14 protein-coding genes are annotated in these 13,322 nt (G+C 66.7%); 2 read left to right on the top strand and 12 right to left on the bottom strand.

Annotation, left to right across the window (positions count from 1 at the left end; all coding sequences use genetic code 11):
- Positions 1 to 118 precede the first annotated feature (118 nt).
- Positions 119 to 1,336, bottom strand: coding sequence for a multidrug effflux MFS transporter (locus ASF16_RS08950; protein ID WP_056165449.1), 1,218 nt, complete (start codon positions 1,334 to 1,336; stop codon positions 119 to 121).
- 202 nt (positions 1,337 to 1,538) lie between these two features.
- On the opposite strand from ASF16_RS08950, the gene ASF16_RS08945 reads away from it, so the two are divergent.
- Positions 1,539 to 1,871: a hypothetical protein gene (locus ASF16_RS08945; RefSeq protein ID WP_056165447.1), complete on the top strand. Its 333-nt coding sequence runs from the start codon at positions 1,539 to 1,541 to the stop codon at positions 1,869 to 1,871.
- Between the two features lie 122 nt (positions 1,872 to 1,993).
- On the opposite strand, the gene ASF16_RS26065 is transcribed toward ASF16_RS08945, so the two are convergent.
- The 6 genes from ASF16_RS26065 to ASF16_RS08920 all read right to left on the bottom strand — a co-directional run bounded on the left by ASF16_RS26065 (position 1,994) and on the right by ASF16_RS08920 (position 7,375).
- Positions 1,994 to 2,440, bottom strand: coding sequence for a hypothetical protein (locus ASF16_RS26065; RefSeq protein WP_156372006.1), 447 nt, complete (start codon positions 2,438 to 2,440; stop codon positions 1,994 to 1,996).
- A 193-nt stretch (positions 2,441 to 2,633) separates the two neighbouring features.
- Positions 2,634 to 3,719: a GGDEF domain-containing protein gene (locus ASF16_RS08940; RefSeq protein ID WP_056165445.1), complete on the bottom strand. Its 1,086-nt coding sequence runs from the start codon at positions 3,717 to 3,719 to the stop codon at positions 2,634 to 2,636.
- 189 nt (positions 3,720 to 3,908) lie between these two features.
- Positions 3,909 to 5,189 carry a TRAP transporter large permease gene (locus ASF16_RS08935; RefSeq protein ID WP_056165444.1) on the bottom strand — a complete coding sequence of 427 codons (1,281 nt, stop codon included), beginning with the start codon at positions 5,187 to 5,189 and terminating at the stop codon, positions 3,909 to 3,911.
- Positions 5,186 to 5,764, bottom strand: a complete 579-nt coding sequence (locus ASF16_RS08930; protein WP_056165441.1) for a TRAP transporter small permease — start codon at positions 5,762 to 5,764, stop codon at positions 5,186 to 5,188. Before ASF16_RS08930 ends, ASF16_RS08935 begins: the two co-directional genes overlap by 4 nt.
- A 30-nt stretch (positions 5,765 to 5,794) precedes the next feature.
- Positions 5,795 to 6,244 (bottom strand): type II 3-dehydroquinate dehydratase, encoded by a 450-nt coding sequence (locus ASF16_RS08925; RefSeq protein WP_056165439.1) that lies wholly within the window; start codon positions 6,242 to 6,244, stop codon positions 5,795 to 5,797.
- A 129-nt stretch (positions 6,245 to 6,373) separates the two neighbouring features.
- On the bottom strand, positions 6,374 to 7,375 hold the full coding sequence (locus tag ASF16_RS08920; RefSeq protein WP_056165438.1) for a TRAP transporter substrate-binding protein: 1,002 nt from the start codon (positions 7,373 to 7,375) through the stop codon (positions 6,374 to 6,376).
- 195 nt (positions 7,376 to 7,570) lie between these two features.
- On the opposite strand from ASF16_RS08920, the gene ASF16_RS08915 reads away from it, so the two are divergent.
- The gene (locus ASF16_RS08915; RefSeq protein ID WP_056165436.1) at positions 7,571 to 8,356 is read left to right on the top strand and encodes an IclR family transcriptional regulator; all 786 of its coding nucleotides are present in this window, start codon (positions 7,571 to 7,573) and stop codon (positions 8,354 to 8,356) included.
- A gap of 51 nt (positions 8,357 to 8,407) precedes the next feature.
- Here ASF16_RS08915 and ASF16_RS08910 read toward each other — a convergent pair whose 3' ends face one another.
- The 5 genes from ASF16_RS08910 to ASF16_RS08890 form a co-directional block, all read right to left on the bottom strand.
- The gene (locus ASF16_RS08910; protein ID WP_056165435.1) at positions 8,408 to 9,007 is read right to left on the bottom strand and encodes a methylated-DNA--[protein]-cysteine S-methyltransferase; all 600 of its coding nucleotides are present in this window, start codon (positions 9,005 to 9,007) and stop codon (positions 8,408 to 8,410) included.
- Positions 9,008 to 9,074: 67 nt separating this feature from the next.
- On the bottom strand, positions 9,075 to 9,983 hold the full coding sequence (locus tag ASF16_RS08905) for an SDR family oxidoreductase (RefSeq protein WP_056165433.1): 909 nt from the start codon (positions 9,981 to 9,983) through the stop codon (positions 9,075 to 9,077).
- 205 nt (positions 9,984 to 10,188) lie between these two features.
- Entirely contained in the window at positions 10,189 to 11,124 is a 936-nt protein-coding gene (locus ASF16_RS08900; protein WP_056165432.1) for a glutathione S-transferase family protein, read from the bottom strand.
- 30 nt (positions 11,125 to 11,154) lie between these two features.
- Positions 11,155 to 12,843, bottom strand: coding sequence for an acyl-CoA dehydrogenase family protein (locus ASF16_RS08895; RefSeq protein ID WP_056165430.1), 1,689 nt, complete (start codon positions 12,841 to 12,843; stop codon positions 11,155 to 11,157).
- On the bottom strand, positions 12,840 to 13,322 hold the full coding sequence (locus ASF16_RS08890; RefSeq protein ID WP_235507307.1) for a GNAT family N-acetyltransferase: 483 nt from the start codon (positions 13,320 to 13,322) through the stop codon (positions 12,840 to 12,842). Before ASF16_RS08890 ends, ASF16_RS08895 begins: the two co-directional genes overlap by 4 nt.

Genomic DNA, 13,322 nt, shown 5'->3' with positions numbered 1-13,322 from the left:
AAATCTGCCCTGCCGCGCTCTGGGTGAGCGCTAGCAGCTATATTTTCGATAGCATATGGCCGCAACCGTGTCGTTGAGCTGCGGGCCGTGGGCTCGGAGCTTTGGCGTCTTTTTGGCCCTACAAAGCCTGACCGTGCCCATCACCTGGCACCGCTCGACTGCGCCCCAGCGTCACCCAGGTGAGCACCAGGCCCATCAGCGCGCCACTGGCCATGCCCACCACCATCGGCAGCGGTTTGCCGGTGGCAAACAGGCCCACCACGCCCATGGCCACGGCGCCAATCAGCATCTGCAGCGTGCCCAACAGGGCCGATGCGGTGCCCGCGATGGCGCCATGCTCCTCCAGCGCCAGCACCGAGGTCGTCGGGATCACCAGCCCCATGAGTGCGCTGGCGAAGAAGTACAGCCCCAGCAGCACGGCCAGCTGGTCGCCCCCGGCCAGGTAATAGGCCAGCAGGGCCACCATGATCACACCCGCCCCGGTGACGGCCGCCTTGACCGTGTTCACCAAACCAAAGCGCCGCCCCAGTTGCGCATTGAACTGCGCCGCCGCAAAGAACGCCGCAGCGTTGACCGAGAACGCCAGGCTGTACTGCACCGGCGTGAGGCCATAGTGATTGATCAGCACAAACGGCGAGCCCGCCAGGTACACGAAGAACCCTGCCATCGAACACCCGCCGATGAACACCAGGCCCAGGTAGTGCCAGTCACGCAGCAGCAGCGCGTAGCCCGACAGCGCGCTGCCCAGGCTGCTCTCCAGCCGGTCGGCCGCGGGTCGCGTCTCCTGCAGGCCCTGCGACACCAGCACCAACCCGGCCACCGCCGCCGCGGCCACCGCCCAGAAAACGCCACGCCAGCCCGTCAAGGCGATCACGCCGCTGCCGGCCAGAGGCGCAAGCAAGGGCGAAATGCTGAACACCAGCATCAGCAGCGACATCAGCCGCGCGGCCTCGGTGCCCGTGTGCAGGTCGCGCACCACGGCCCGCGGTATCGCCATGCCCGCCGCAGCGCCCAGCCCCTGCACGAAACGCAGGGCCACCAGCGTCTCGATGTCGGTCGCCAACGCGCAGCCCACGCTGGCCACGGTGAAGAGCAGTAGCCCGGCATACAGCGGCGGCTTGCGCCCCGCCATGTCGGAGATGGGTCCGTAGAACAGCTGGCCCACGCCCAGCGAGACGAAGAACGCCGTGAGGCTCCACTGCACCGCGGAGACGTCCGCCCCCAGGCTGGCGCCGATCTCGGGCAGCGCCGGCAGGTACATGTCGATGGCAAAGGGGCCGATGGCCGAGAGCAGGCCCAGGATGAGGGCCATCTTGAAGAAACGGGTCGTTTGCATAGCCGGCCATTGTCACCAGTTTGGTGCGCGGCTGCGGGAAAACCCTGAATTCCCCTGCTTGCGCGCATGCAGGCGGCAGATTACTACGGCCGCGATTTCGCGTGATGCGAACGCCACTGTTCGTTGGAAACTTCGACATCGGATTTGGACGCGGTGCGTCGCAGCAGGCGGCTAGACTTCCGCTGTCGGCCAGAACCGGACCATGATGGTCCCTTCCAAAATGAAGCTAGACGATCAGCAAGACCTCACGGTGCGTCGCGCCTTGATCTATTGGGACGAGCGATGGGATTGGGAGTGTCCGTCGCTATTTGGTCTGTCGCACGAGCAGTACGGCATCGTCGTCCGATCATGGCCGGGCAAATCTGATACCCACCTGCTCGCAGCGTCAGCAGCTCTCCGCGAGCTGCTATATGGCGCTTCGGCATTGCACGATTGCGAGGCTGTCAGGGCTGTCCTTGGTGCGGATAAAGCATCAGTCGTAACGTTACTCGAAACCTTGATGGGCGAGCTTGACAAGCGAGCATCATGCATGTGACTCGCCCGAGCAAGAGAGCCATTGAGTCATACCTACTCGCGAGCACCAGCGAACTGCCGCGCTTGGAGAGTCCGCTTTCGGGCGAAACCTAGGACTGCTTTGGGCCCAAAGCCGACTACCCTTCACGAAAATGGGAAGGTGCCTCCGGTGGAAAACGAGGGGCAAACTTCGGACTGACCTCTACAGAAGGCCAGCACCTGTTTCTGCAGCTCGGCAACTAGCACCGGGTCGGAAACCAAGGTCACCGGATACTGGTCAGCATCGACTTCGCACCAAAGGTTCAGGCTTCGCGCTGCGTCACAAATAGCAGATAGTGCATCTGCAAATTCACTAGCGGTCGGCCAGGGATATGTGCGACGCGGGTCCAATCTGGGAACCAACGAAAGTTGCAATTTGCTGGCGTTGGTAGTCGGCTCCACGAGACCCAGCAAAGTGCCATCAAAGAAGCAAAGTTCCTCGGTCGATTCGCCCCATTGAGTTCGAAAGAAGTTTCGCGACAATCCAGGCGTCTCAATATCTACGGTCAAAACGAAGATGTCGGGGGTGCGTATGAATGGAAAATCTTGCATTGCCGAACGCCTGCTTGTGGCAAATTTCGGTCATCGTATCAGCGCGGCACTCCCATGAAATCAAGGCCCACGCTCACTTCAACAAGTTCCGAAGAGCAGTAGCCTGGATTCACGCAAGCAAATCCACCATGCGTGCGCAACGAGAGCTCAACGCCACCCCCGGCCGCTTCAGCTTGACTGCCGACGGCTGTCCCTAAAGATCAACCTCGCCTCTCCCCGACCCCTCTCCCAGGACCTGCGCCAGCTCGATCCTATTCCGCCCGCCCTGCTTCGCACGATACAGCGCCCTATCGGCCTGGCGCACCAGCTCTTCGGGCAATTGCTCGCGCTGCGGCTGCAGGCTGGCCACGCCGAAGCTCACCGTCACAATGCCGTGCGGTGCGCCCTCATGCGGCAGCGCCAGCTGCACGATGGCCTCCTGGATGTGGCGCGCCACGTCGGCGGCGGCCTTCAGGTCCGAGCCGGGTAGCAGCACCACGAACTCCTCGCCGCCAAAACGCGCGGCCAGCTCGCCTTCGCGCCGCGCGCCCGTCTGTACCAAGGTGAGGGCCAGTGCCTTCAGGCAGGCGTCGCCCGCCAGGTGGCCGTAGTGGTCGTTGAAGTGCTTGAACACGTCCACGTCCAGCATGATGAGCGCCAGCGGCGTGCGGGCCCGCTGGGCCCGGGCCCATTCGCGCGCCAGGGCGTCGTCGAAGTGGCGGCGGTTGGCGATGCCCGTGAGGCCGTCGGTATTGCTCAGCAACTCCAGCCGGTGGTTGGCCTGCGCCAGCGCCTCGGTGCGCTCGTCGACCAGCGCCTGCAGCTCACTGTTGCGCTGGCGCAGGTCGTCGATGGGGTACACCTCGCTGCCGTGCGGCTTGCCGTAAGGGATGGAGACGCTCACGTGGGCGATCTTCCAGTCGCCCTCGGTGCCCTGCCCTGCGGTCGCCGCGGGCTCGCGCCGGAACAGCACCACCTTGCGGGCCGTCTCGCGGGAGAACAGCGCGTCGGGGATCGGCAAGTGGATGTGAAAGAACGCGGTGGCCGCCAGCAGGTCCGGGCCCAGGTCCTGCACGAACAGGTCCACCATGTCGATGCCGATGCGCGCAGGCACCTGGGTAAAGTCCTGCTGCGTCACCTCGACCCATTCGGCCCGGCTTTTCACCAGCCTATCGCTGCTGCCGGCAAAGCCGCTGAAGCTGTCGCAAAAGCGCGCGAGCAGCCGGGTATCGCGTGCGGCATACATCTCGATGTACTCATCGAAAAGCATGCGGGTGAGTCGCTCGCGGTCCGGGGGCATGCAGGGGGTCCTTGTCGTGGGGTGGTGGTGATGGGGCGGCGCCAGCGGCCGCATCACGCGGGCATGGCGACAGGTGCGTTTGAATGTAACACCCGCTGCGCCGCAACAACCACCCCGGCTTACCCTGCGGCCGGCCCTGCACCGGTACCGCTGGGCCCTGCTCAGTCACCCCAGCCGCGCCCGCCTTCGTCACCCATGGAACCACCGCGCGGGGCCCATCACCAGCCAGGGGAACAGCACCATCAGGAACATGATGGCGAACTCCGCGATCATGAAGGGCACCACGCCGCGGGTCACGTCGTCCATCGACATCTTGCCCACCCCGGCCACCACGTTCAGCACCGTGCCCACGGGCGGCGTGACCAGGCCGATGGAGTTGTTGATGATGAACATCACGCCGAAGTAGACCGGGTCGATGCCGGCGGCCGTCACCACCGGCATCAGCACAGGGGTCAGGATGAGGATGGTGGGCGTCATGTCCATGGCGGTGCCCACCAGCATCACCAGCACCATGATGGCCGCCATCAGCAGCACCTTGTTGTCCATGAAGGGCTGCAGCAGCCCCACCACCTTGGACGGCAGGTCGGCCACGGTGATGAGCCACGCGCTCACCATGGCGGCGGCGATGAGGAACATCACGATGGCGCTGGTCTTGGCCGCGGCCACGAAGATGCCGTACAGGTCGCGCCAGGTGATCTCGCGGTAGATGACGGCCGACACGAACAGCGCGTACACCGCCGCCACCACGGCCGCCTCGGTGGGCGTGAACACGCCCATGCGCAGGCCCACGAGGATGATCACCGGCAGCATCAGCGCCCACAGCGCCTTGCGCAGGGCCGTGAGGATCTCGCCCGCGGACTTGCGCGGCGGGGGCACGATCTTCTCGCTGCGCACCAGCACGGCCCACGTCAGCCACAGGGCCGCACCGATCAGGATGCCCGGCACGATGGCCGCGAGGAACAGCTTGGAGATCGACACGTTGGCCGCCACGCCAAAGATCACGAGGCCGATACTCGGCGGGATCACCGGGCCGATGACGCCGGTGGCCGCGATCAAACCGCCTGCGCGCGACTTGTCGTGCCCGGCCTTGACCATCATGGGCAGCAGCAGCGCGGTGAGCGCCGCCGCATCGGCCACGGCCGAGCCCGACAGGGCCGACAGCAGGCAGCCGGCCATGATGGTCACGTAGCCCAGGCCGCCCTTCACATGGCCCACCAGGGCCAGCGCAAAGTCCACGATGCGGCGCGACAGGCCGCCCACGTTCATGATCTCCCCCGCCAGCATGAAGAACGGCACGGCCAGCAGCGGAAAGCTGTCGGCCCCGCTGATCAGGTTTTGCGCCAGGATCTGCGCGTCGAACAGATCCAGGTGCCACATCAGCGCCACACCGCTGGCCAAGAGCGAGAACGCGATCGGGATGCCCATGGCCATGGCGAGCAGCAGCGCGCCGACAAAGACGAAGATGGTCATCGCGCGCCCTCCTTGCCGGGGGACGCATGGGTGGTGCCCGCCGAGCCCAGGATCTGCTGCAGCTGCACGGCCTCTTCGGACTCCTGCACCATCACCAGGTCCTCATCGGCGATCTGGCCGCTGAGCAGCCGGTACAGATCAATCGCCAGGATCAGCGCCGCGCACACGGCAAACACCAGCCCCGCCGCGTAGACGATGGCCATGGACGCGCCCGTGGTCGGCGCCGTCACGTCCCAGTTGATGCGCGCCTGCGCCAGGCTGCCCTGGAACAGCAGCCACACGATGTAGAGCATCACGACATGGCCCAGGGCCAGGCAGATCTTCTTGCCCACGGCCGGCAAGCGCTGCACCACCATGTCCACCCCCAGATGGCCATGCTCGCGCAGTGCGACGATGGCCCCGAGGAAGGTCATCCAGATGAAGAGCCAGCGCGAGACCTCTTCCGACACGGTGATGCCCGAGTTGAAGCCGTAGCGCAGCACCACGTTGCCGAACACCAGCACCACCATCAACGCGAGCATGGCGGCGATCACCGCCTCCAGGCCGCGGCAGGCGCCATCCATCCACCGATTCATGTTGTATTTCCTGTGATGGAGGATGGGTACTCAGGCGGGCTGCGCAGCCTCGCGCAGGCTCTCCACCAGCGAGCGCAACGCCGCCAGGTAAGAATGCGGCCCGAAGCCCTGCACCGTGGCCTTCACGGCCGGCGAGATGATGGAATGCGCGCGCCATGCCTCGCGGGCGGCGATGTTGGACATGTGCACTTCGATCACCGGGAACGGCATGGCTTTGATCGCGTCGTGCAGCGGCACGCCGTGTTGCGTGAGGCCCGCGGGGTTTACCAGCGCGCCCTGCGCGGCGTCTATGTGGTCGTGCAGGAAGTCGATGAGCGCGCCTTCGTGGTTGGACTGCACGATGGCCAGTTCTACCTGCAGTTCGGCTGCGAGCTTTTGCAGCCGATCGTTGATCTGCGCCAGCGTGGTGGTGCCGTAGATGTGGGGTTCGCGGCGCCCGAACAGGTTGAGGTTCGGGCCGTGGAGGACGAGGATTTTCATGGGGTGTTAAGGGTTGAGAGCGGCTGACAAAGCTCAGCGAAGCGGTTCTGGCTAGGCGCTGCGTCGCAGGCAGTGCGAATAGCACGACAAGACGCAGCAACGACGCCAGAAGAGTTTTGCCAGGCGCTCTTACTTGCGGATGCGGGCGAGTTCGCTGTTGTAGAGCTTCACAATGGCCCGGTCGTAGGTGGCGGCGAACTTCTCGATCACGGGCTTGGCGATCTGCTGCATGCGGGCCAGCTCGGCCGGCGCGATCTCGTTGTAGGCCATGCCCTTGGCCTGCAGGTCGCCCACCGATTTCTGCGCGGCGGCGCGGCTCACCTGCCGCTGGTAGCCGCGCGCCTCGTTGGCGGCGTCGTGCATCATCTTTTGCTCGGCGGGGGTGAGCTGGTCCCAGAACTTCTTGCTCACCAGCACGATGTTGGCGGCGTACACGTGGTTGGTGGCGCTCACGTACTTCTGCACCTCGAACATCTTGTTCGACAGGATCACCGCATAGGGGTTCTCCTGGCCGTCCACCGCCTTGGCCTCCAGCGCGCCGTACAGCTCGGCAAACGGCATGGGCACCGGGTTGGCCTTGAAGGCCTTGAAGGTGTCGAGGAACACCGGGTTGGGGATCACGCGCAGCTTCAGGCCGTCGAAATCATCGGCCTTGGTGATGGGCCGCTTGCTGTTGGTCACGTTGCGAAAGCCCAGGTCCCAGTAGCCCAGGGCCACCAGGCCTTTCTCGGGCAGCTTGGCGATCAGCGTCTGGCCCAGCGGGCCGTCCAGCAGCGCATCGGCCTGGGCGAAATTGGCCACCGCGAACGGAAAGTCCACCAGCCCGAATTCCTTGACGATGCCGGCCAGCGAGGTGGTGGCCGGGGCCGACATCTGCTGCACGCCGCCCTGCAGCGCCGACTGCTGCTGCAGCTCGTTGCCCAGCTGCGAGGCGGGGTATTCCTGCACCTTGAGCTTGCCGCCGCTCTTGGCTGCCAGCAACTCGGCAAAGCGCTTCACGCCAAAGCTCACCGGGTGGTCCGCATTGTTGAGGTGACCGAAGCGGATCACGCGCTCTTGCTGGGCCGCGGCCGGCAGGGCCAGCAACAGGGACAGGCCGGCGGTGGCCAGAAGGCAGGCAGTTTTCTTCACGGGGCATCTCCATCAAAAAAGGGGCAAGGCTTGCCAGGGCGCAACCGATGTCGCCGCCGCAGCACTTGGGACGCATCGTAGAAAAAAGTGGAAAGTGTTTCCATAGTAGAAACCCTTTAACAAATTTTGGTACATTGCTGCCCAACCGGTGCCAGCGCCCCCAGCCTGCCCGTCCTCTTTCGAAAGCCATTGCCCATGAGCAGCATCCTCGAGCGCAGCTTCAAAGTCCTGGAACACCTCGCGCCCCACCCCGAAGGCAAGGCGCTGTCGAACCTCGCGTCCGAGCTGGACATGCCGCTGAGCGCCACGCACCGGCTGCTGGCCGAGCTGGTCCGCTGCGGCTATGTGCGCCAGGAGCACAACCAGGGCAACTACATGCTGACGATCAAGCTGGTATCGCTGGGCCTGGGGTTCCTGAGCGCCAGCGGCATCGTGGACATCGCCCAGCCGCTGCTGGACCGCCTGGCTGCCGAATCGGGTGAACTGGTGCGCCTGGCCGTGGTGGACGGCAGCGAGCTGACCTTCGTCGCCAAGGCGCAAGGCGCCGTGCGCGGCCTGCGCTACGACCCGGACATGGGCCTGTCGGTGAACCTGTCGTGCAGCTCGGCCGGCCATGCGTGGCTGTCCACCCTGAGCGATGAGGAAGCGCTGGCGCTGGTGTCACAGCAGGGCTTTGGCAAGCCCGAGGACTACGGCCCCAACGCGCCCACCACCGTGAAGGCTCTGCTGGCCTACCTGAAGGCGGCGCGCCAGCGCGGCTTCAGCATGATCGTGGAAGTGTTCGCGCCCGCCATGACGGCCATGGCCGCGCCCATCCGCAGCAGCCACAACGGCGCGGTGATCGGCGTGGTCACCATTGCAGGGCCGCTGGTGCGCCTGACCGAGGAGCGCATGCTGGCCCTGGGCCCTGCCCTGCTGGCGACCACCGAAGAGCTGGCGATGGCCAGCAGCGGGTCAGCGATGCTCAGAAAACGTGGGTAGGTCCGTGGGGCGGTAACTGCAGTTACGGCTGCGGCTGCGGCTGAACCCGCATCAGCCCCGGGGCGCAAACAGCGCCAGCGTGTCGTGCGCAAAGGCGCCCTCGATGTCGAGCATGCGCATCTTGGTGGCGGCGCCGCCCCCGGCCGAGAAGCCACCGGTCTTGCCATTCGCGGCCAGGATGCGGTGGCACGGCACCACCGGCGCAAACGGGTTGTGGCCCAGCGCCTGGCCCACGGCGCGCGCGGCACCGGGCTCGCCCAGCGCGGCGGCCATTTCGCCATAGGTCATGGTCTTGCCCGGCGGGATGCGGCGGGCCAGTGCGTACACGCGGGCGTTGAACGGCGGCACGCCGTCGGTGGCCAACGGCACATCCAGCAGATCGTCGTGCACGCCCTCCAGCGTGGCCACCACGCGCGCGGCCCAGGCGGCCACGGCGGGCGGCATGGCGCATTCGGACAACTGCGGAAAGCGCCGCTGCATGCGGGTGCGCGTCGCGGCCTCGCCCGCGTCTTCGGGCAGTTGCACGCCCACCAGCAGATCGCCCTGCCATGCGATGCCGCAGTGGCCGATGGCGGTGCCGAACAGCGCGAAGCCGCGATCGCCGCAGGCGCTGCCCTGCTGCGCGGCGATGGTGTCTTGCTCTGCAGTCATTGCTATATTTTTAATAGCTGTTGGCACTTTTGCAGCAAGCGGCAGGGGCCCGTTCAGTCCTGAACCCTCAACCCTCGGCCCTCAACGCTGCCCGCAGTTGCTCGCCCACTTCGGGCTTGCTGGCAAACGGGTCGGTGGGGTTGCGGCTGAGCATGATGTCTTCCATGCGCGTCTGCACCGAGGCGATGGCCTTGGGGTGGCTGTAGATGTAGAACTGGCCCTGCGCCGCTGCGTCGAACACTTTCTGCGCGACTTCGGCCGCGGTCACCTTGCCGCTGCCCACGGCCTTGTCGCTCATGGCCTGGCCGATGAGCTGGCTCTTGGTGGGCTTGTCGGCCGGCATGTCGCCAGGCCGGTTGCGGTGGCTCTGGGCGATGCCGGTGGGCACGAAGAACGGGCACAGCACGCTGGCCTTGATCTGGTCCGTGACCAGCGACAAATCCTGGTACAGCGTCTCCGACAGGCTCACCACCGCGTGCTTGCTCACGTTGTAGATGCCCATGTTGGGCGCATCCACCAGGCCCGCCATGCTGGCGGTGTTGACGATGTGGCCGCGCCAGGCCGGGTCTGCCTTGGCGGCCGCCAGCATCATCGGCGTGAACAGGCGCACGCCGTGCACCACGCCCCAGAGGTTCACGCCCAGCACCCATTCCCAGTCCTTGACCGAGTTCTCCCACACCAGGCCGCCCGCGCCCACGCCGGCGTTGTTGAACACGAGGTGCGGCGCGCCGAAGCGCTGCTGCACATCAGCGGCCAGCTGCTCCATCTGCGCGGCGTTCGACACATCGACCTTGCGCGCCAGCACCTGCACGCCCGCGGCCTGCATCTCGGCCGTGGCAGCGTCGAGCGCGTCCTGCTGAATGTCCACCAGTACCAGGTTCATGCCCAGGCGGGCGCCGATGCGCGCGCATTCGAGGCCGAAGCCCGAGCCTGCGCCAGTGAGGACGGCGGTCTTGCAGGCAAAGTTGTCGATCATGGTGGTGTCTCCTTGAAGTGGTGTGTGGTTTTGTGTGTGTTCAGCGACAGGGCATGTATCGATGCATCCGTGCGGTGACCGGGTCATCCATCGCCCTGCCGTTCGCCCTGAGCTTGTCGAAGGGTGTCCGCGAGGGCTGCCCTGGCTTCGACAGGCTCAGCCCGAACGGAAGTGGGTGTGGTTGTGAGGTGGCGCGGCGCCGCCGTCAGGCCTTCGCAGCCCGCAGCACATACCCGATGCGCGGGAAGTGCACGTGCACGGTGCCCGCGCGCGGGTCGGTGCGGCGCAGGGTGTAGCGGGTGCGGGTGGCGGCGATCAGCTCGCCCTCGGTCGGCTCGGTGCCGAAGCTCTCGGCGGCGATGGCGACCTGCGAGCCCAGCGGGATGCCATGCTCGTCCTGGAACACATCGTCCATCAGCGGCAGCGGCTCTGCGCCGGCCGCCACGGTGATGGCGTCTTCGGCCGCGAACTTCTCCATGCGCCCGTGGCCCAGCGCGGCCACACGGTCCATCCATTCGAGCACCGCGGGCGTGGCCGCAAAAATGTCGGCCATCACCGGCACGCACTGGCGGGTGAACCACAGCGGGTGGTAAGCAGCAAAGTCGGCAAGACACGGCTCGGCGCCGAACAAAAAGTCATGCTCCTCGGCCATGTGCGCGATGCGGCGCAGGTACGAGCGGTAGGCCGCCGTGGCGTCTGCGGGGCGCAGGCGCTGCATGCCCGCGCTCATCTCGCGGCGGTCTTCGCTGAAGGCCTGGGCCACGTTGGGCGGCAGGTTGGCGAACATGGCCGATGCGCCCTTGGGCTGCAGGTTGTAGGCCATGGCCGCCCAGAACAGGCTGCTGTCGGCCCACTGCGCAAACACCCGGGCCACGCCCTTGAGGTGCGGCGGGTACAGCACGGGCTCGGGCTGCTCGTGCTCCAGCACGTCGCAGATCAATGCGGAGTCGCAGTAGATGTCGGCACCGACCTGCAGGAACGGCGTCTTGCGGTAGCCGCCCGTGAGCGCCACCACATCGGGCTTGGGCGCGATGCTGGGGATGATCACGGACTTCCAGGCCAGCTTCTTGAAGCCCAGCACCAGGCGGATCTTTTCGGAAAACGGCGACGAGGGGTAGTGGTGCAGGATGAGATGGGACATGGGTTTCTCCGCAAAATTCTGTGGGGTGAATCAGATCGGAAGCGCGCGGGCCAAGATGGCGTCCAGGTCCACGCCCGCACCCAGCGTGCCGAAGCTGTAGCCCCAGTCGCCGGCCAGGCGCGAATCGCAGAAGGCACCGAACACGGCGCCGGGTGCACTGCGGTACAGCAGCGCGGCCTGCACGGCCAGGGCCACGTCCTGCGCCAGGCGGCGGGCCTCGGCCTCGGTGGTCATGGCGTCCACGCGCAGGGGCAGCGCGCTGGACAGGCGGTCGAGCGCCGGGTGGGCGCCGCGCGCGGGGGCCAGTTCGTCGGCCAGGGCCGCAGCGGTGTCGGCGCGGCGCACGGCGCGCAGCAGGTCCAGCGCCATGATGTTGCCGGCGCCTTCCCAGATGGAGTTGAGCGGCATCTCGCGGTAGATGCGGGCCATGGTGCCTTCGCCGCCCTCTTCCACGTAGCCGTTGCCGCCCAGGCATTCCATGGCCTCCTGCGCAAACACGCTGCCGCGCTTGCACACCCAGAACTTGGCCACGGGCGTGAGCAGGCGGGCCATGACGGCCTCGTGCTCGCTGGAGGCCTTCTTGTCGAAGGCGCTGGCCAGGCGGATGGACAGTGCGGTGGCGGCCTCGCTCTCCAGCGCCAGGTCGGCCAGCACGTTGCGCATGAGGGGTTGCTCGATGAGCTTCTTGCCAAAGGCCGACCGCTGGCGCGTGTGGTGCAGCGCGATAGTCAGCGCCTGGCGCATGAGGCCGCTGGTGCCCAGGGCGCAGTCCAGCCGCGTCATGGTGCCCATCTCCAGGATCTGCGCCACGCCGCGGCCTTCGTCGCCCACGCGCCAGGCGTTCGCGTCGATGAATTCGACCTCGGAGCTGGCGTTGGCGTGGTTGCCCAGCTTGTCCTTCAGGCGCTGGATGCGGATGCTGTTGAGCACGCCGTTGCGGTCGTCCGGCAGCACGCGCGGCAGGAAGAAGCAGGTCAGCCCGCCGGGCGCCTGCGCCAACACCAGGAAGGCATCGCACATGGGCGCCGAGAAGAACCACTTGTGGCCCGTCAGGCGGTAGCGCGGGCCCCAGGCATCCTCGCCGTCGGCCACGGCCTGGGTGGTATTGGCGCGCACGTCCGACCCGCCCTGCTTCTCGGTCATGCCCATGCCCATGGTGAGCGCGGATTTTTGCGAGAACAAGGCCAGGCGCGGGTCGTATTGCGTGCTGGCCAGGCCCGCGCTCCAGTCGGCCCACACGGCGGTGTTGCCGCGCAGTGCTGGCGTGACCGCATAGCTCATGGAGACCGGGCACAGCACCGAAGGCTCGGCCTCTGTGAACAGCATGAAGCCGGCGGCCCGCTCGGTGTGGGCGTACGCCGCTGCTGCACCCGTGCGCGACCAGGGCGTGGCGTGCAGGCCGTGGCGCAGCGCCGCGCCGATCAGCGCGTGGTAGCTGGGGTGGAACTCCACCACATCGGTGCGGTGGCCGAAGCGGTCATGGGTGTGCAGCTGCGGCTTGTGCGTGTTGGCCAGGCGCGCGTGGGCCTGTATTTCGGCCGAGCCCATCTCTGCGCCCAGGGCCGTGAGGCCGGCCAGCGGCAGCGCGGGGCTGTGCAGGCGCAGCGCATCCTGCAGCGGCTGGTTGGTGGTGAACAGGTTCACATCCGCCCACGGCGTGCTCTGGTTGAACACGTCGTGGGTGCGGGCCAGGCCCGCAGCAGGTGCCGTTGTGGTCATGACGGGCTCCGCAGCATTTCGACGTGGGGGATGTCGTCTTCGAGGTATTCGTCCGACACCGTGACAAAACCCAGGCTGCCGTAGAAGCGCTGCAGGTGCGCCTGGGCGCTGATGCGAATGGCGTGGCCCGGCCACGCCGCGGTGCAGCGGGCGATGCCCTCTTGCATGAGCGCACGGCCCGTGCCGTTGCCGCGCGCCTCCTTGGCGGTGACCACGCGGCCGATGGACGGCTCGGAGTAGTTCACGCCCGGGTCTGCCACGCGCAGGCAGGCCTGCAGCACGCCAGCGTCGTCGTGGCCCAGTAGGTGGTGCGACTTCTTGTCGGCGCCGTCGGGGTCCTGGTAGGGGCCCTGCTCCAGGATGAACACCTTGCAGCGCAGGGCCAGGGCGTCGTGCAGCGCGTGCACGCCCAGGTCGTCGAAGCGGGCCCAGGTCCAGCGCAGGTGGGGCGACGGGCTGCTGGTTTCCATCATGCCCAT

The organism is Acidovorax sp. Leaf78 (assembly GCF_001422735.1).
Classification (GTDB): Bacteria; Pseudomonadota; Gammaproteobacteria; order Burkholderiales; family Burkholderiaceae_C; genus Acidovorax.
This window is presented reverse-complemented; position numbering and strand designations above follow the sequence as displayed.